Origin of the sequence: Luteibacter sp. (assembly GCF_009912395.1) — a bacterium.
Lineage (GTDB): Bacteria > Pseudomonadota > Gammaproteobacteria > Xanthomonadales > Rhodanobacteraceae > Luteibacter.
Genome location: NZ_WNDO01000003.1, coordinates 209,359 through 227,371, shown reverse-complemented (window position 1 = coordinate 227,371; position 18,013 = coordinate 209,359). Strand labels below are relative to the sequence as shown.

The window sequence follows — 18,013 nt, the reverse complement described above, 5'->3', positions numbered from 1 at the left end:
GAGGACATGGACACCACGAAAGACCGCGTCAGGCACGTCGACACCACCGTGCTCTCGGACAACTGGTACGTACTGAGGAAGATCACCTTCGATTTCCTTCGCCGTGACGGCACCTGGCAGCGACAGAGTCGCGAGGCCTATGACAGGGGCAACGGCGCCGCCATCCTCCTGCACAACCCGGCCACGGATACCGTGCTGCTCACGCGCCAGTTCCGCATGCCGGCCTTCGTCAACGGTCATGACGGCATGCTGGTCGAGGTGGCGGCCGGCTTGCTCGACGACGCTACGCCGGAGGATCGCATCCGCCTGGAGGCGGAGGAGGAGACCGGCTATCGCGTGCGCGACGTACGCAAGGTGTTCGAGGCCTTCATGAGCCCCGGTTCGGTCACGGAGAAACTGTATTTTTTCGTCGGCGAGTACGATGCGGACATGCGCGTCGGCGATGGCGGTGGGTTGGCGAGCGAAGGCGAGGACGTCGAGGTACTGGAGATGCCGTTGTCGGCGGCGCTAGCCGCGATCGGCAGCACGATCGTGGACGCGAAGACGATCATGCTTTTGCAGCACATGGCGCTGAACCGGCAGCCGACCTGATAGGCTCGGGTACCCCTGGGCGGAGCGACACGCTTGAAGACCATCGGCATCCTCGGCGGCATGTCCGCCGCCTCCACGCAGACGTATTACCGTGAGCTATGCCGGATCACGGGCGAACGCCTAGGTGGGCTGCATTCCCCGCAGCTGCTGATCCGCTCGCTGGATTTCGCCGATATCGAAGCCTTGCAGGTCGCGGGTCGGTGGGACGAAGCGGGTGAGGTGCTGAATCGGGAGGCCCTGGCGTTGGAGCGTGGCGGCGCGGAGGTGCTGGTGCTGGCGACAAACACGATGCACAAGCTGGCCGAGCCGATGATGCGCCAGGTGAGTATCCCGTTGCTGCATATCGCAGACGCCACGGCGTCGCGCATCGTTCGTGCCGGTCTTCGTCGACCGGGGCTGATGGCCACGGCCTTCACCATGGAACAGTCGTTCTATCTGGATCGACTGGCCGCCGCCGGCCTGGCGCCGATCGTGCCCGAGGCCAACGACCGGGCACAAACTCACCGGATCATCTACGAGCAGCTATGCAGGAACATCGTGGATAAGGACAGTCGCAACCGCTACGTCGCCATCGCGGAGCGCTTGCGCGAACGCGGTGCGGACTGCCTGATCCTCGGTTGCACGGAGGTAGGCATGCTGTTGAACCAGGGCAATGTCGCCGTGCCGGTGTTCGATACCACCTTGATCCATTGCGAGGCGGCACTGGACGCCGCGCTCTGAGCAAAGGTCCCCGGCAGGCGCCGGGGACCTTTGCTGATTACTTGCCGCTACCTAACGCCTGCTCCAGGCCCGGCACGAAGGCCGCGCCATGCGGCACCTTCGCGGTGGATGCCTTCAACGCGTTGCCGATCGGCTCGCTGCGACCGCCAAGGCATTTGCCCAGGAACTGCTCGGCCACGGCATTGAACGCGATGTTGTTTTCCGGGCGTGCGAAGCCATGGCCTTCGTTGGGGAACAGCACATAGGTCACCGGGATGTGCTTCGCGTCCATGGCCTTCACGATCTGGTCCGACTCCGCCTGGTTGACGCGCGGATCGTTGGCGCCCTGGCCGATGAGCAAGGGCTTCTTGATCGCATCGGCCTTGGTCAGCGGCGAGCGCTCCTGGAGCAACTGGCGGCCGGCTTCCGTGGTCGGATCGCCCATACGCTTGTAGAACTGCACCTTGCCGGCTTCCCAGTACGCCGGAATCGTCTTCAGCAGGGTTTGCAGGTTCGACGGTCCCACGATATCCACGCCGCAGGCGAAGGTATCCGGCGTGAAGGTAAGGCCCGCGAGCGTGGCGTAGCCGCCGTAGGAGCCACCCATGATGGCGACCTGCTCGGGTGAGGTCACCTTCTGGTCGACGGCCCACTTCACGGCGTCGAGCAGGTCGTCGTGCATCTTCTTGCCCCACTGCAGGTCGCCGGCGGAGATGAAGCGCTTGCCGAAACCGGTGGAGCCGCGATAGTTCACGGACAGCACGGCGTAACCGCGATTGGCGAGCCACTGGTGATAGCGGTTATAGCCGTAGTTGTCGCGAGCCCACGGGCCACCGTGCACGAACAGCACCATCGGCAGTGGATGGTCCGGCACGCCCGGATGCTTGCTGTCGCTGCCGGCGAGCAGGGTGAGGTAGGAGACCAGGGTCAAACCATCACGTGACGCGATCTCGCGCGGATACATCGGTGCGAGGGTGGCCTTTTCCAGTTCGGGCCGGCTGACGAAGAGCTTCGTCAGCTTCTTGTTCGCGCGCTGGTAGAGGTACGTCGTACCGGGCGCGTTCACCGGGTCGACGTCCACCGTCCACAGGTCGTCGGCGTCGGTGCGCGAGGTGACGTCGTACTGGCCCTTCAGCTGGGTCTTGAGGAAGTCGAGGTCTCCCGCGATGGAGGGGTCCAGCGCGGTCCATTCGTTCTTGAGGTAGTCGACCGCGTAGGCCTGCACTTCGCCGGTTTTCGGGTTGGCCATCACGCCACCGATGTCGGCCTTGGGGTTTTGCGCGACTATGGTCGTCTTGCCGCTGCCGACGTCCTGTTTTGTCAGTGCAGCGGTATCGCGGTCGCGCGAATCGAGCCAGTAGAGCGTCTTGCCGTCATAGGTGAAGCCACTGGGCTGGGTGGTCTGCGAGTCGTCCAGGCCGACGCTGCTGAACGGCTTGTCGTCGACCTTGTCGCCCTGCACATGGAAGAAGTCGTTGCCGCCATCGGGGCGCGAACGAATGGCGATGCGCAGCGCGAGGTTGTCGTCGGCGAGGAAGCCCGCGTAGTCACCGTGGTTCTCCAGCACCTTGGTCAGCTTACCGCTGGCCAGGTCGAGGCTATACACGTCGTGCCAGCGAGCGTCGCGGTTGTTGAGGCCGACGAGGATGCGGTCCTTGATGTGTTCGCTCGTCCCCACGATCTCCACGCGGGTCTTCTCGAACGGGGTGAGTGACTGCTGCTTGTGATCCTTTATGCCCACCTTGTAGAGCAGGAAATTTTCGTCGCCACCCTTGTCGTTGATGAACAGCAACGCGGAGGAATCCGGCGACCAGAGGTACTGGCGGATGGGTCGCTTCGTCTCCTCGGTGAGGGGCTGCCCCTGGGTGGGATGGTCGATCGGCGCGACCCACAGGTTGAGCACGCCCTTGTTCGGCGCGATCCAGGCCAGCCATTTGCCGTCGGGGCTCAGCTTGGCGGCGACCCGGCTCGGATTGCCGAAAAGGGCGGTACGTTCGATGAGTGGCGTGGCCTTCCCGGCCTCGACGGCGAGCGCCGGCGCGGAGAACCAGGTGGCCGCCAGGGCGGCGGTCAGCAGTACGTGACGCATGGATACCCCTCCGATTGTTATGTTGTACGGATCAGGGTGCGAGGTGGAAGGAAGGGGCGCAAGGTGCCGGAAGTCACCGCCGGTCCATGGGCCTCATGAAGGGGTGCCCTTTCGCGAAGTCTCGGCGAACTGCGAGGGCGTACGGCCCAGCACCTTGCGGAACATGGTGGAGAAAGCGCTGGGGCTGTCGTAGCCGAGGTCGAGGGCAATGGCGGTCACCGTGCCCCCCGCGATCAGGCGTGGCAGCGCCGCGAGCAAGCAGGCGCGTTGGCGCCACGTGCTGAAAGGCATGCCGGTCTGTTGGCCGAAATGGCGGTGGAAAGTCCGTACGCTTGTGTTGAGCCGCGCGGCCCAGGTGTCGACGGTCTGGCGCGCGTCCGGATGCCGCAGGAACGCGATGCACAGGGCGGCCAGCGCGGGATCGCCAGGGATGGGCGCAAAAAAGGGAAGGGGCGGGGCGACGCGCAGTTCGTGCAGGATCAGGGTGACGAGCGCACCGTCGCGGCCGGACACATCGTAGAGCGCATCCAGGTCGGCCGAGGCCAGCAGTAGTTCGTGCAGCAGCGGCGACACGGCGAGCACGTCACAATGCGATTGTTCGCGTGGATCGGCGTCGGGACCGATATAGAGGCTGCGGGTGGTCACGCCCTGCATCCGTACGGCATGCGGCTTGCCGGCCGGAATCCACACACCGCTGTAGGGAGGGACCACCCAGGCACCGTCGTCGGTACGGACTTCCATCAACCCGGTCATCCCGTAAAGGAACTGCGCGCGTCGATGGCTGTGCGTATCCAGCAGGGTGCCGGGTGGGTAATCGGTACCGATCGCGATCACGGCGCGGGGCGTGTGGTCGACGGTGGTGAGGGGCGTATTGCGCATGGGCGTCCCGATTGGCCGATTTGCGAGGATTATCGTCCGATCCTCGAAGGTAGGCCAATCGTACGGGGGCTATGGTGCAGGCTGGATTTCCTTCCTCCGGTACGAGTCGTGTATCTCCTCCTCCTGTTCTGCGGTGCCCTGGCCGGCGTCACCACCGTGTTGTTCGGCTTTGGCGGTGGCTTTGTCGTGGTGCCTTTGTTGTACGCGGTGCTGACCCTTTCCCACGGGGCAGATAGCGCGATCGGTGCCGTGGCGATGCAGGTGGCCGTGGCGACGTCCACGGCGGTGATGGTGTTCGGTGCAGGGATGGCCTCCTGGCGCCACCATCGCGCCGGCACGGTGGATTGGGGGCGTGTCCGTGCGTTCGCCGGCTACATCGCCCTGGGGGCCATCGGCGGCGCCTGGATGGCGACGGCCTTGCGGGGCGACTGGGTGCGCTGGGCGTTTGTCGCGTACCTGGGCGTCACCATCCTGGATTGCCTGGTGCGCCCCGGCTTCATGGCGCCTGCCGCGACATCGATGCGCACGATGTCGCGTAGGGCCACCGCGCTCGCGGGGCTGGTCATCGGCGCGATCGCCGCATTCCTCGGCGTGGGGGGCAGTGTGATGACCGTGCCGCTCATGCGTCGCCAGGGAGCGAGCATGACCCAGGCCACGGCCATGGCCAATCCGCTGTCGCTGCCGATGGCGGTGGCGGGATCGCTGGCCTACGTGGCGTTCGCCTGGCGGCAGGGTGCCATGCTGGGCGCAGGCTATGCGGGTTACGTGGACCTGCGCGCCTTCCTCGTGCTCGCCGCAGGGTCGTGGATCGGCATCCGTGCCACGTCGCCTTTCATCGGTCGTATCCCCGATTCTGTCCACGCTCGCGTCTACCTGTTTCTGTTGGTCCTGGTGCTCGTGATGATGGCGGTGGTTTGAGTGCGCCTGCCGCGCGTGATCACGGTGTTCATGCATCGAAGGTGGGGTGAATCGTTTTGACTGCGTTTACCTTTGGATGGCTATTTTCATTTGATGCCATGATTCATGGGGGAAAGTAGGGTGATGCGTTGAAGGATGCGTTCTCAATGTGGCATGCATCGGCATGGTGCCGGTGAGCCCGACTGAGGATGTCATTGATGTCTCATGTAAATAGCCGTCTCGTACTTGCCTTGTGGTCCGCCCTGGGTGTGGTCACGGCGGCAAATGCGCAGCAGGATCTTTCACCCACGCATGTGGGGCCGGCAGTATCGACGTCGGAACGCGCCAGCGGCACAAACGCCAAGCTGGATAGCAAGCTGCTTCGGTTGAAGCAGGAGGTGTCGCCGGCGTCGTCGTTTTCCGCGCCATCGCCGTCTTCCACCGCGCAATCCCGAAGCAGCGCCAGTACACCGGTCGCCACTCAGGACTTCGTGAATGTGGACGTCGTGAGCAAAGGGGATCCGGGTGCGCTGAGGAAACAGTTGGAAGCGCTTGGTTTCAAGACTGAGGCCGTATTCCGCAACAATATCGGGGGACGCCTTCCCGTATCGAAAATCGACCAGGCCGCCGCGCTCGATGGCGTGCTTCGCATCAGTGCCCCCGAAGTACACACCAATGCGGGCGATGTGCGATCCCAGGGTGATTCGTCGCAGCACAGCAAGCTGTTGCGCGACACCTATGTGCCGAAGGTGGACGGCAAGGGCCTGACCGTAGGTGTCATTTCCGACAGTTTCAACTGCTCGGGTCAGCGCAACACGGCCAACAAGAACAACGTTTCCTGGTCGCACGAGCGCAGCATGGAAGACGACATCAAAAGCGACGATCTTCCGGCTTCCCCGCAGATCGTGAAGGAAGAAGGTGACTGCATCAATAGCGGTACCGACGAAGGCCGGGCCATGGCGCAGATCATCCACGACGTGGCGCCCGGTGCGAAGATTGCGTTCTATGCACCGTCGACGCAGACGGATTTCGCCCAGGGCATCCGTACGCTGGCGCTGCCGGTAGGGCAGAAGGACAGCTTCGGGCGCGACGGCGCGGGTGCGCAGATCATTGTCGATGACCTGGGTTTTTTCGATGAGCCCCTGTTCCAGGAAGGCATCATCGGCGACGCCATCAATGAAACCGTCACGCAGGACGGCGCGGCCTATTTTTCGGCGGCCGGCAATGGTGCCAAGGGTGGTCGGGGTGCCTATGACAACAGCAGGCCGGCGTTCTCGCCGACGGCCGTCGCAAGGGTTCGCAGCGGAACCCAGCCGCTTAACGTCGGCGAGCGACTGCTGAACTTCGATGTATCTGGCAACTCGACCACCGTGAATATTCCGGTGAACTTGCAAGGGGTGAATCCCGGTGGCGTCAACTCCTTTACGGTGTCGGCGTACTGGGATCAGCCAGCGACAGGCCCGGGCTCGGCGTCGTCGCTGAACCTGTGCATTGGTGACCAGAACGGCAAGACCCTGAATCCGACCGCACCGTATTGCTCCGGTCCATCGGGCGTGGGCCAGCCTGCCCAGGCACGCGTCGGCGTGAGCTACACGGGCAACCAGAACCTGGGCATCACCTTGCGCCTGGGGCTGGTGCAAGGGACCGCACCAGGGCGTGTGCATCTGATCATCCAGAATGGCTTCGCAACCTTTAGCCGCTTCGGTACCGATTCGGGGACCATCTACGGGCATCCTTTGGCCGACCATGCGGCAGCCGTCGGTGCAGCGGACTATTTCAGTACGCCATACTGCCAACCGACCTTGCGCACCGCCCTGTTGGAGGATTTTTCGTCCTACGGCGGTACGCCATTCCTGTTCAATTCCGATGGCACGCCTCTCGCGGCGGCACGCACACCGGCCAAGCCGGAATTCGTCGCGCCCGATGGCACAACGACGACGTTCTTCGGCAGCGACAGTCGTAACCGGGCCGGTACCCGTGCCGCGGTCGCCGATTGCAGCCAGATCCCGGGTTACCTGTCCTACAATTTCTACGGTACCTCGGCCGCCGCGCCGCATGCAGCCGCGGTAGCGGCGTTGCTATGGCAGGCAGCTCCTACGGCGAAGACCGACGACCTTTACGGCGCACTGAAGGACTCAGCGCTGGACATGGACGATCCCGGCGTCGACTACAAGTCCGGGCATGGTTTCATCCAGGCCGACCAAGCCCTGGCGACCTTGCAGGAAGCCTTGAAGCGAAAGGGCGTGTCCGTAAGGAAGGCGGCCAGCCGCTGACGGATGCCGTGATCGAGGGCCAGCCTTCGCGTCATGGCGAAGGCTGGCCTTCAACGGTAATCCCCCGAGCCGTTGAACTGTCTTGCCAGGTGGGTCACGTAGTTGTCGGTCATGCCGCTGACGTAGTCGAGGGCACGCATCAGTGCGTGGTACTTCGGCGACTTTTCACCGGGCTCGTGCAACTCGGGGTGGAACGAGTTCTCGCCGATCAGGTCGATCACGCGCTTGGAGCGGTAATTGTCCTTGCCCCGGCCTTCCGCATGTTCGACGGCCACGCCGCAGACGACCCGTAGCACGGTGGCGATGGTGTTGTAGGCACCAATCTCCAGTTCCACCTTGCGCGGGTGCTGGTAGACGCGGTTGCGTGCCAAGTCTTTCGCGGCCTGCACGCACTGGCGCACGCGTGTTTCGCACAAGGGCAGCAGCTCGCTGACCTCGCCACGGAGGATGGCCTCCTCGTTGGCCATGAAGGCCTCGGTGCCTGCATCGACGAAGCCGGAAATTATCTTGCCACGTATGAGGGGCGGCTTGCGTCCGGGACGAAGGCCGCGCAGGTCGCGCTGTAATTCGTCGATGCGACGCTCGTCCAGCATGGGGCGCAGCAGGTCGAAGACTTCCTCCCATTGCAGGATACCCATCTCGATGCCGTCCTCCAGGTCGAGGATGGCGTAGCAGAAGTCGTCCGCCATCTCCATGAGGTGCACGAGCGGATGGCGCGCATACCAGTGCGGTCCCTTGGCGATGAGGCCGGTGGCACGGGCCACCTCTTCGAACAGGGCGGTTTCCGAGCGATAGACACCGTACTTGTTGCGCTTGGGGCGTTGACCGCCCACCGCGTCGGCCGATAGCCAAGGGTATTTGACGAAGGCGCCGAGCGAGGCGTAGGTGAGGCGCAGCCCACCGTCGTAGGGGTGGTACTCGGTCGTGGTGAGCACGCGGAAACCCTGCGCGTTGCCTTCGAACAGGCGCAGGTCGGACGCCTCCTCGTCCGCGAGATCACGGATGAGTTCCTTGCCCGCATCTTCGGCAAACCAGTGCCGGATGGCTTCCTCGCCCGTATGGCCGAAGGGTGGATTGCCGATGTCGTGGGCGAGGCAGGCGGTCTGCACGATATCGCCCAGGTCGGTCGCCGTCAGGTGATCGGGGATATGGTGCTTGTCCAGCAGTCGCTGGCCCACGCGCATGCCCAGCGAGCGACCCACGCAGGCGACTTCCAGGCTATGCGTCAGGCGGTTGTGGACGTGGTCATTGGTGGCCAGCGGATGGACCTGGGTCTTGCGGGCCAGGCGCCGGAAGGAGCCCGAGAAGATCACCTTGTCGTGATCCGAGTGGAAGGGGGAGCGGCCTTCTTCTTCCTTGGACGGCCGGTTGCCCAGCCGGTTCGCGTTGAGCAGCGTGTCCCATTGCATCATGACGGAGCCTTCGTTCCTGACGGGAGAGGAGCTCACAGTGTAGAGCGTCCGCCGTCACGGGCATGTAGGTTGACTCTGGGAAGAGAACGACCTGCCTCCTGATGGAGGATTTGCGAATGACGTCCCCCCGGAATCGGGCGTTGCGGCGGGTCCAGGGACCCTTTCAAGCTTTCTGTCCCGTTACTCCACCGATGAGGGCGACACCATGACAGACCAGGGCGATATCTATACCGTCGATGCAAGCGGCGATGTGGCGGCAGGTGGGCCGCAGATCGCATGGCCGGGACTTAATGTCTACCGGGATACGGAGGGCCGCCTGGTCGCCTCTTCGTCTAGTGGAGATATCGATCTCTTCATCCCCGGCCGCTTCAAAAAAGAGAATATCAGCGTGATAGTCGATGCCCAGCGGGGAATCCTAATCCGAATCCGTATGACAGCCGCCGTGGACGCGGAACCTTCGCCGGGCGGTCCGGACAGCGAGCCGGTGCCGGTCGAAACGGCTTGACCCGCTCAGGGTGCCATGCGCAGAAGCACTCGCATGGCTTCCTGGTTCCCTTGTTTTTCGGCGACCTGATAAGGCGTGCTTCCCTGTGCATCTCGGTGGCCGGGATCGGCGCCGCGATCGACCAGTTCGCGCATGATCCCGACGCGGCCGAACATCGCGGCGAACGACAATGCGGTTTCGCCCGCGTTGTTGGCCTGGTCGATGAGGCAGCTCGTCTTCAATAGCCGTCGCGCTATATCGAGTTCGCCCTTGTACAACGCGCCCATGAGCGCGGTATTGCCGTTGCGGTCGCCCGCGCACGCATTGGCGCCTCGACCGAGCAGGTAGTCGAGCGCGGCGGGTTGCTCGTCGTAGGCCGCCAGGATGGTCGCCGTATAACCGGACTTCGTCGTCGCGTCGATGGGATACCCCGCGTCGAGCAGGGCACCGAGGATATCGACACGTCCGACGCGGGCGGCGTCGAACCATGCGTCGTCATAGGTGTGGGCGTCCACGTAGTGCGCCTTGCCGATGCTGTCCGCATCGATGCCATGGACGGCGAGGCGCAGCGACGGCGACATGAGCCACGTACCGGCGAGAACGAGCACGCCCAAAAGGGGCAGCCAGAGGGAAGGGCGGCGGAGCAGGGAAGGCGTCTTCATGCGGTCAGGCCTCCGGGGATGTCCCGGAGGCCCTGTCTCCCTTAGTCCTGCAACGTATCGGACAGGCTCTTCACCTTCGCCAGGTCCGCATGCACGGCCTTGGTCAGGCGCTCGCCGTAGTCGTGGTCCGCACGATAGAAGTACGACAGCATGCGGTACAGGTTGTCCTGCGTTCGCACATGCGAGAGGTCGCCACTGAGTGCGGTCACGAGGTCGCTTTTGTCCTGGGCGGACAGCGAACGGTAGTACTCGCCGGCCTGGAAGAAGTTGCGCGGCTTGCTCGTCGCCTGCTGCTGCGTCGTGCCCTGGAGGGCCGTGCGCACGCTCTTTGCCGACGGATCCTCGGACACCTCGTTGATGCCGGAGGGCTCGTAGTTCGTCTCGCCCTTGCGGCCGTCCGAATTCATGGCGCCATCCTGGTTCTCGTTGCTCACGGCGACGGCGGGACGGTTGATCGGCAGGCTGTTGTAGTTGGCACCCAGGCGGTACATCTGCGTGTCGGCATAGGCGAATAGGCGACCCTGGAGCATGCGGTCTTCCGACGGCTCGATGCCCGGCACGAGTCGCGACGGGGCGAAGGCCGATTCCTCGGTGCTCTCGAAGTAGTTGTCGGGCACGCGGTTGAGCGTCATGGTGCCGATCTTGCGCTCGGGCACGCCGGTCCAGACCTTGGTGTCGTCGAGCGGATCGAAGTCGAACTTCGTCAGTTCCTCCGGCGTGAGTACCTGCACGTACAGATCCCACTTCGGATCGTTGCCCTTGCGGATCGCGCCGTAGAGATCGTTGGTGCTGAGGTTCCAGTCCTTGCCGATCGACGGACCGATCTCGTTCGGACGCAGGCCGTGGATGCCTTGCAGGCTCTTCCAGTGGAACTTCACGTAATGCACTTCACCCTTCGCGTTGACGAACTTGAAGGCGTGCACCGCGAAACCGTCCATGTGGCGGTAGGAGTCCGGCATGCCTTCCACCGTGTACAGGCGGGTGAGCATGTGGGTGGCCTCGGGCGTATGCGCGAAGAAGTCGAAGGCCAGGTCCGCGTCCTGCACGCCGGTGACGGCACTGGGCTTGTTGGCGTGCACGAAGTCCGGGAACTTGATCGCATCGCGGATGAAGAAGATCGGCCAGTTGATGCCGACCATGTCCCAGTTGCCGTCCTGCGTGTAGAACTTCACGGCGAAGCCGCGCGGATCGCGCGCCTGCTCGGGCGAGCCGCGATAGCCCATCACGGTGGAGAAACGCACGAAGACGGGGGTGCTCGTGCCCGGCGTGAAGACCTTGGCGCGGGTGAGGTCGGAGACATCGCCGCTCGGCGTGAAGCTGCCGAAGGCGCCGGTGCCGCGTGCGTGCACCACGCGCTCGGGAATACGCTCGCGGTCGAACCGCTGGAGCTTTTCGACGAGGTGCGAATCCTGCAACAGCACGGGACCGGCCGGCCCGGCGGTCTGCGAGTTCTGGTTGTCTCCCACCGGGGCACCGCCGTCGGTGGTCAGATGCTTGTCTTGAGCGACGGCGGTGCCGCCGAGGATCGCGGCCAGCGCGAAGGCGAGCCGTCCCATCGTTACCTTGTTCAATGTCTCATTCCTTCCATACACCCCTCTGGTGCTGGCAGGCATGGTGCGAACGGCGCGTTCGGCCTTCCAATCGTTCGTTGCTATGGTCGCCATAGCGGCAATGAATGCATGGTCGCGAGTGTGACGCGCGCCGCATTGTTTCGTGGTATCGCATAGTTTTTCGCTAAGTGACACGGCGCCGCATTGCGAATCGCCTATGGTCGGATCGTCGCGATCCGTTCCGCGAGGCGATGCATGTCGGCGCGATGCGCCGTGTTCGTGCGCCAGGCGATGACGAGTTCGCGCTGGCGCTCCACGCGCATAGACCGTCGATAGACCACGCCGGGAACGAGGCGTTCGGCGAAGGCGGGGACCAACGCGCAGCCTTCGCCTGATGCAACGCGGTAGAGCAGCGCGTCGAGCGTCGGCGACGCTTTCGCCGAGCCGGGAGCGCCCGCTGCGTGGATGGCCTGGTTGCGCAGGCAGTCCGGTTCCGCGAGCAGCAGGCGGGAGGCGTCGTCCAGCTCATGCCAGTCGGGCCCGTTGGCGCGAGCTGCCGGATGGGTCGCGGGGCACGCCATGAGCAGGCTCTCGCCTCCCAGCGGGCAGTGATCGAGCGCGCGGTGGATGACGGGGGCCGACATGATGACGGCATCGATGTCGCCGGCCATGAGTTTCGCGCAGAGATCGTCGCCGCCGCCCTCTCCAAGCTGGAGCTCCAGGTCGGGGAAGGTGTCGCGAACGGGTTCGAGCAGTCGCGGAAAGTAATAGGGGGCCAGCGTCGGAATGGCGGACAGACGCAACGTGCCATTGAACGCCCTGTCCGGTCGCCGGGCGAGGGCGAGCAGGGCGCGTCCTTCCGCCAGCGCCCGCCGCATCTGTTCAACGATGGCCCGGCCGGCGGATGTCGTGACCACGCCACGCGCCGTGCGTTCGAAAATGGGCGTATGCAGGCGCTCCTCGATACGGCGCACCTGCACGGAAAGCGAGGGTTGGGCGACGTGGCAATGGCGTGCGGCCGCCACGAAGCTGCCCAGGTCGGATACCGCGACTACGTATTCGAGGTCGCGGAAGGACAATCCCGTGAAGTTGGGTTTTGGCGAGGTCGCGATATCGTCCATTCCGTTCCCTCGCCTGACAGGCCCGTGAGCTTAGTCGGTGGGGCGAGGGCGCTGGAAATCGAACCTTCCGATCATCCCGATAGGCATCCGCTATCGAGCGTGGGCCGATGACTCAGGCGGCGGCACGTCCTGCGTCGGCATCCTGGCGGGCGCCATCCGTCGACAACGCCGCGATCATCCGGCGGGCCAGTTCATGTCGCAGCGCCTCGCGCTGACGGAATGCCGACCGGTGCTTGCTGGCGACCTCCTGTTCGTCGCGAACAGGCTCCGAGGGCGGCAGGTCGAAAAGACCATCGCGGGCGAGCACGCCGCCGGACTCCAGCCAGAACGCATCGTACGAGGCCTTGACCTTGCCCGAGCGAGCCAGGGCATGGCGTGCGTTGCCGATGCCACGAATGCGACGGATGCCATGTTCGGCGGCGAGCGCGTAGAGCAGTGACAGCAGCAGGTTCTTCGGGCGCAGTCCGTGGCACTGTCGGGTGACGGTGCGCACGCGGTCCTGGCCATCCTCGGTAGACGGACCCTGGAGACAACCGACCAGCAATTCGCGGCGGGACGGTACGAGGGTGATGGTGGCCGAGAACAACAAGGTATCGTCGGCCGTAGCCAGGGCGAGGTTGAGTTCGCCTTCGCAGCCCTTGCGGACCGGTGGCATGAGCAGCACTCGGAGGGGTTCGCCGCTCTTCATTGCCGCTTCCGTCAGCTCGACGCGGCCATCCACGTAGAGTTGCTCCAGCATGCCGGCAGGCAGCCGGGTGGAGACGAAATCGAAGTGATCGAGCAGGGTGCGCAGCGTACGGCGCGGGCCAAGCCCGCGACGCAGGAACCGGTGCTGCCAGCGTTCGATGAGGCGACCGTCGCGGCGCACAGCGGCGCGCAGACCCGGGTGGCTATCCAGCAGGGTCAGCCAGCGCAGGTGCAACAAGGGGGCGCCGAGGCAACGCAGTGCGTAGCGCAGGGCCGAAGCCTGGTAGGACCGGCGGCGGGACCAGTCGTCACGGTCACGGAAGCTCTGAAGCATCCTGTTCAGGGCGGGCATGGCGGGATTTCACGTGGGGACGTGAGCGCCAGCCTAGTCGCAATAACTTTCGAGTCCCTTTCAGGCCACCGGAAGGGGGCCTCAGGCCTCGAGAGGGTCGTCCGAATGCAGCTCGTCCATCCAACCCCGGCGGCGATGGAGTACCCACTCCACATGTTCGGCGAACATCACGTCGATGGCGCCGCCACGGTCCATGGCAGAGAGGCGACCTTCGGTGATGTTGCCCAGGTACTGGGCCTGTTCGGCGTAGCCGGCGACGCCGTCCGCCTCCAGTTGGGCCAGGATAGCGCGGAGGTTTACGTGGCGGGCGTTCTGGACGGGCATGGACGCAGCATCGATGAAGTCACCTGAATAATCGGCGAGTCCCCTCCGGCCTTTAGCCCGCAAGCGTGAAGACCCGGCCGGCATCCCTGCCGATCCGGGCCCTCGATGGTCAGAAGACGACCTGGGCGCGCATGCCGATGGAGTTGCCGGCATCGGGGCCCTGGAAGCTGCCGACCTTGTTGGCGGTGTTCCAGTGGATGTAGTTGAGCATGAGCCGCGACCAGTCGTTGAGGTACCAGTTGAGGCCCAGCGTATAGCTCTTGCCCTTGCCGCCGCGTGGCGCGTCGGCGAAGTCGTAGTGGTCGACGCGGGCCGCCAGTTCGAACGCGCCCCAGCCGCCGGACGTGACCGGATGGTTGACCTTCACCCCCTTCCAGCTACCCGAGCGCGACGAGAACCCCGGTGCTTCGCCCGTGATCATCCAGCCGGCGGCGAACGACGATCCATGGCGGCTGAGCGAGCCCGCGGTTCGCGAATCGATCGTCCTTTTGCCGTATTCGTTCATCATCCAGAAGTTACGGAGCACGCCACCCAGCTCGAAGCCCTTGCCGCGGTCCTGCGTCGGATTGGCGATGGAACTGGCGGAGACGGCGAGGTTGTCGTTGTAGTCGAGCGCGATGGACGGGGTGTTGTTGATGCTGGTGACGCCGTCGCTGATCTTCTCGTAGTAGTACCAGGCGCCGACATGCAGGAAGCCGTTCTCGTTCTTCAGCGGGTTCCAGTGCGCACGGGTGAGGTAGGTGGTGGAATCGGTGCTGGTGCCCGAGGTGGAACTGCTGGGCGCGTTGCCGTTGATCGACAGGCTGTAGTGCCAGTTGTCGCCGTACATGCGCATCTGGGCGCCCATGCCGAAGTAGCTCACCACCGGCTGGCCCACGGCCGTGGCCGCGTTGCGCAGCATGAACGGCACGCGCGCGGATTCGGACGAGCCTTCGGTGCCGAGATCCTTCAGGAAGTTGCCGAGGTAGAACTTGGTGGTGTTGCCGAACAGGCGCGTGGCGTAGGTGAGGTAGGTCTGGCGCAGGGCGACCTTGTTGTCGGCGAAGTCGGCTTCGACGTGGTAGCCGAGGGCTCCCACCGTGCCCTCGCCGCCGAGGCGTGCGCTGGTGATCTGCGCGCCGCTGATATTGCGCGTCGCGTAGCTGGAACCCTTGGTCCGGGTGAAATCGACGAGCAGGCGGCCGTCGGGTTTGAAAGTGAAGAAGCCATCGTCGCTGCGGAACATGGGGCCGGCTTCGTTGCCGCGTCCCCAGCGCGTGCTGCCGCCACCGGATCCGCCGTTGCCGCCACCGCGCGCGAAGGCTACGGCCATCTCGCTCTCGCGGGTATCGGCGATGGCGGCTTGCACTTGCGCATCGCGTCGGGCACCCGGGTCGCCCGTCGAGGCGACGGCGGTCGTTGGGGTATCGGCGGTCGCGGGGTGGCGTTCGTGCTCGACGGTGGCGAGGCGGCGCTTGAGCGCTTCGATCTCGGCGGATTGCGCCTTGATGAGCTTGAGCAGTTCGGCGTTGCTGACGGTGTCGGCAGCCATGGTTGGGCCGGCGAGCAATACGGCGGCGATCGCCGTGCAAAGGCGAGTGTGATTACGCATGATGGGTTGTCTCCCCTGGAGCGCCGGCAGGCGCTCAGTTTTCGTCCGGACCGCTGTCGTCGTTCGCGGCGTTGGTCTTGCTGGCAGGCGTGTCGCTCGCGGCACGCGCGAAGGGCGAGGTATCCACGGCCGAGAAAAAGCCGTTACGGCGCGCCCATGCGGCGAACAAGCGAGGCCACGCGGCGACCGCGGAACCCGGATCGCCCAGGCCCCAGCCATGGCCACCCTTGTCGAACACGTGCAGTTCGGCATCCACGTCGTTCTTCTTCAGCGCGTCGAACATCACCAGGCTGTTGCCGATGTTCGCGATCGGGTCGTCCGCGGCCTGGGCGAGGAAGGTCGGCGGCGTGTCATGGGAGACATGCAACTCGGCCGAGTAGGCCTGCACCGAGTCCTTCTGTGTCGCCAGTTCGCGACTGGAACGGGTGGTGTCGTACGGCGCCCGCAACGATACGACCGGATAGATCAGGCCAGCGAAGTCCGGACGGGCCGAGACCTGATCCGTGGCATCGATCGGCGCGTAGAACGCATCCGCGAAACGCGTCTCCGCGATGCCGGCGAGGTTACCGCCCGCCGAGAAGCCGAGGATGCCGATGCGCTTGGGATCGATGCCGAGTTCCTGCGCGCGGGCGCGGACGATGCGGATGGCGCGCTGCGCGTCCTGGAACGGGGCGACGGCGGGCCAGTGATCGGCGGGCAGGCGGTAATAGAGCACCACCGGCGTCACGCCGAGCGCGGCGAGCCACTTCGCGGTGGGCATCACTTCGTGGCCGATGCCGATGCGGAAGTAACCGCCGCCGCCCAGCAGGATCACGGCGGCGCCGTTCGGGTTGGCGGGCTTGTAGATCTCGATGCGTGGCCGGCTGACGTTCGACACCGCGCCGACGCCGGTACCGCTCTGGCCGATGCGCTCGGGACCCGAGGGGCCACTGCCGCCCGGAGCCTTGCCCGGCCACAGGTCGATTGTCGACGGTTTGCCTGGCGCATCCTGGGCGAGAGCGTTGCCCGCACAGGCGAGGGCGACGGTCGCGGCGAAGATCGCGACACGGAAAAAGGTCATGGTGTTTTCCCCTGGGTAACGTGAAGCGGTTGCCCGTCCCGGGGGACAGGCGGGTTGGCGAGGGCCTCGTCGAGGGCCTTGCGGTCGAGCGCGCCTTCCCAGCGCGCGACGACGACGGTGGCGACGGCGTTGCCGATGAAGTTGGTGAGTGAGCGACATTCGCTCATGAAGCGATCCACGCCGAGGATCAGCGCCATGCCCGCCACGGGTAGCGACGGCACCACTGACAGCGTGGCGGCGAGGGTGATGAAGCCGGCACCGGTGACGCCGGCGGCTCCCTTGGAACTGACCATCGCCACCAGCAGCAAGGCGATCTGCTCGCCGAGCGTGAGCGGCGTATTCGTCGCCTGCGCGATGAACAGCGCGGCGAGTGTCATGTAGATGTTGGTGCCGTCGAGATTGAAGGAGTAGCCGGTGGGTACCACGAGGCCCACGACCGACTTGTCGCAGCCGGCGCGTTCCATCTTTTCCATCAGCGAGGGCAGCGCGGCTTCCGACGACGAGGTGCCCAGCACGAGCAGCAGCTCGGACTTGAGATAGCGCAGCAGCCGGAAGATCGAGAAGCCCGTGAGACGCGCGACGCTGCCGAGTATCACCACCACGAAAAGCAACGACGTGCCGTAGAAGGTGGCGACCAGCAGGAGCAGGTTCGACAGCGTGCCGACGCCGTAGCAGCCAATGGTGAAGGCGATGGCGCCGAACGCGCCGAAGGGTGCCGCCTTCATCAGCAGGTGCACGAGGCGGAACACCGGTGCCGTGAGGGCGTCGAGGAAATCCACCACCGGACGCGCGCGCTCCCCGGCGAGCGTCAGCGAAAGGCCGAACAGCACGGCGATCAGCAGCACTTGCAGGATGTTGCCGGAGGTGAACGCGCCGAGCATCGTGTCGGGGATGATGTCCAGCAGGAAGCCCACGAGCGAGATGTCGTGTGCCTTGGCCGCATAAACCGTCACCTCGGCGGAGGTCTGCGTCGGGATGTGCATGTTCAGGCCCGCGCCCGGCTGCACCACGTTGGCCACCACCAGTCCCACGATCAGCGCCAGGGTCGAGAAGACGAGGAAATAGGCGAGGGCCTTGAGCACCACGCGGCCGACCGCCTTCATATGAGGCATGCCGGCGATACCGGTGACCACGGTGAGGAAGATCACGGGGGCAATCACCATCTTCACCAGCTTGATAAAGGCGTCGCCCAGCGGCTTCAGCGCGGCGCCGGTCTCGGGCCAGTAATGGCCGACGAGGGCACCGAGGGCGATGGCGACGAGGACCTGGACGTAGGTCTGGCGCCAGAACGGCTGGGGCGTGGCGGGAAGGGCGTGGCTGGAGGGAGACATGGCGGGGGCCG

16 protein-coding genes are annotated in these 18,013 nt (G+C 65.0%); 5 read left to right on the top strand and 11 right to left on the bottom strand.

All coding sequences use genetic code 11. The features are described from left to right. Positions 1-6 precede the first annotated feature (6 nt). Both GAK28_RS05395 and GAK28_RS05390 read left to right on the top strand, forming a co-directional pair. On the top strand, positions 7-591 hold the full coding sequence (locus GAK28_RS05395) for an NUDIX domain-containing protein (protein WP_291775983.1): 585 nt from the start codon (positions 7-9) through the stop codon (positions 589-591). Between the two features lie 33 nt (positions 592-624). After that, positions 625-1,311, top strand: a complete 687-nt coding sequence (locus GAK28_RS05390; protein ID WP_291775982.1) for an aspartate/glutamate racemase family protein — start codon at positions 625-627, stop codon at positions 1,309-1,311. Between the two features lie 37 nt (positions 1,312-1,348). On the opposite strand, the gene GAK28_RS05385 is transcribed toward GAK28_RS05390, so the two are convergent. Both GAK28_RS05385 and GAK28_RS05380 read right to left on the bottom strand, forming a co-directional pair. Beyond that, positions 1,349-3,379 carry a S9 family peptidase gene (locus GAK28_RS05385; RefSeq protein WP_291775980.1) on the bottom strand — a complete coding sequence of 677 codons (2,031 nt, stop codon included), beginning with the start codon at positions 3,377-3,379 and terminating at the stop codon, positions 1,349-1,351. Between the two features lie 93 nt (positions 3,380-3,472). After that, positions 3,473-4,258 (bottom strand): helix-turn-helix transcriptional regulator, encoded by a 786-nt coding sequence (locus tag GAK28_RS05380; protein WP_291775979.1) that lies wholly within the window; start codon positions 4,256-4,258, stop codon positions 3,473-3,475. Positions 4,259-4,366: 108 nt separating this feature from the next. On the opposite strand from GAK28_RS05380, the gene GAK28_RS05375 reads away from it, so the two are divergent. Then, positions 4,367-5,176 (top strand): sulfite exporter TauE/SafE family protein, encoded by an 810-nt coding sequence (locus GAK28_RS05375; protein WP_291775977.1) that lies wholly within the window; start codon positions 4,367-4,369, stop codon positions 5,174-5,176. A 197-nt stretch (positions 5,177-5,373) separates the two neighbouring features. Next, positions 5,374-7,428, top strand: a complete 2,055-nt coding sequence (locus GAK28_RS05370) for a S8 family serine peptidase (RefSeq protein ID WP_291775976.1) — start codon at positions 5,374-5,376, stop codon at positions 7,426-7,428. 50 nt (positions 7,429-7,478) lie between these two features. Here GAK28_RS05370 and GAK28_RS05365 read toward each other — a convergent pair whose 3' ends face one another. Beyond that, positions 7,479-8,840: a deoxyguanosinetriphosphate triphosphohydrolase gene (locus GAK28_RS05365; RefSeq protein ID WP_291775975.1), complete on the bottom strand. Its 1,362-nt coding sequence runs from the start codon at positions 8,838-8,840 to the stop codon at positions 7,479-7,481. Between the two features lie 205 nt (positions 8,841-9,045). Between GAK28_RS05365 and GAK28_RS05360 the strand changes: the two genes are divergently transcribed. Continuing rightward, positions 9,046-9,345, top strand: coding sequence for a hypothetical protein (locus GAK28_RS05360; RefSeq protein WP_291775974.1), 300 nt, complete (start codon positions 9,046-9,048; stop codon positions 9,343-9,345). Between the two features lie 5 nt (positions 9,346-9,350). Here the strand turns inward: GAK28_RS05360 and GAK28_RS05355 are convergent, their stop codons facing one another. The 8 genes from GAK28_RS05355 to GAK28_RS05320 all read right to left on the bottom strand — a co-directional run bounded on the left by GAK28_RS05355 (position 9,351) and on the right by GAK28_RS05320 (position 18,002). Next, the gene (locus tag GAK28_RS05355; protein ID WP_291775973.1) at positions 9,351-9,986 is read right to left on the bottom strand and encodes an ankyrin repeat domain-containing protein; all 636 of its coding nucleotides are present in this window, start codon (positions 9,984-9,986) and stop codon (positions 9,351-9,353) included. 41 nt (positions 9,987-10,027) lie between these two features. Further along, positions 10,028-11,557 (bottom strand): catalase, encoded by a 1,530-nt coding sequence (locus GAK28_RS05350; protein ID WP_291775972.1) that lies wholly within the window; start codon positions 11,555-11,557, stop codon positions 10,028-10,030. A gap of 194 nt (positions 11,558-11,751) precedes the next feature. Then, positions 11,752-12,657: a LysR substrate-binding domain-containing protein gene (locus GAK28_RS05345; protein ID WP_291775971.1), complete on the bottom strand. Its 906-nt coding sequence runs from the start codon at positions 12,655-12,657 to the stop codon at positions 11,752-11,754. Between the two features lie 112 nt (positions 12,658-12,769). Next, positions 12,770-13,696, bottom strand: a complete 927-nt coding sequence (locus GAK28_RS05340) for a DUF535 family protein (RefSeq protein WP_291775970.1) — start codon at positions 13,694-13,696, stop codon at positions 12,770-12,772. 81 nt (positions 13,697-13,777) lie between these two features. Beyond that, positions 13,778-14,020, bottom strand: a complete 243-nt coding sequence (locus GAK28_RS05335; protein WP_291775968.1) for a hypothetical protein — start codon at positions 14,018-14,020, stop codon at positions 13,778-13,780. Positions 14,021-14,129: 109 nt separating this feature from the next. After that, positions 14,130-15,611: a porin gene (locus GAK28_RS05330; protein WP_291775967.1), complete on the bottom strand. Its 1,482-nt coding sequence runs from the start codon at positions 15,609-15,611 to the stop codon at positions 14,130-14,132. Between the two features lie 34 nt (positions 15,612-15,645). Continuing rightward, complete coding sequence (locus tag GAK28_RS05325; RefSeq protein ID WP_291775966.1) at positions 15,646-16,671, bottom strand: alpha/beta hydrolase; 1,026 nt, start codon at positions 16,669-16,671, stop codon at positions 15,646-15,648. Next, positions 16,668-18,002, bottom strand: a complete 1,335-nt coding sequence (locus GAK28_RS05320; RefSeq protein ID WP_291775965.1) for a dicarboxylate/amino acid:cation symporter — start codon at positions 18,000-18,002, stop codon at positions 16,668-16,670. The genes GAK28_RS05325 and GAK28_RS05320 overlap by 4 nt, the downstream gene beginning before the upstream one ends. Positions 18,003-18,013 lie beyond the last annotated feature (11 nt).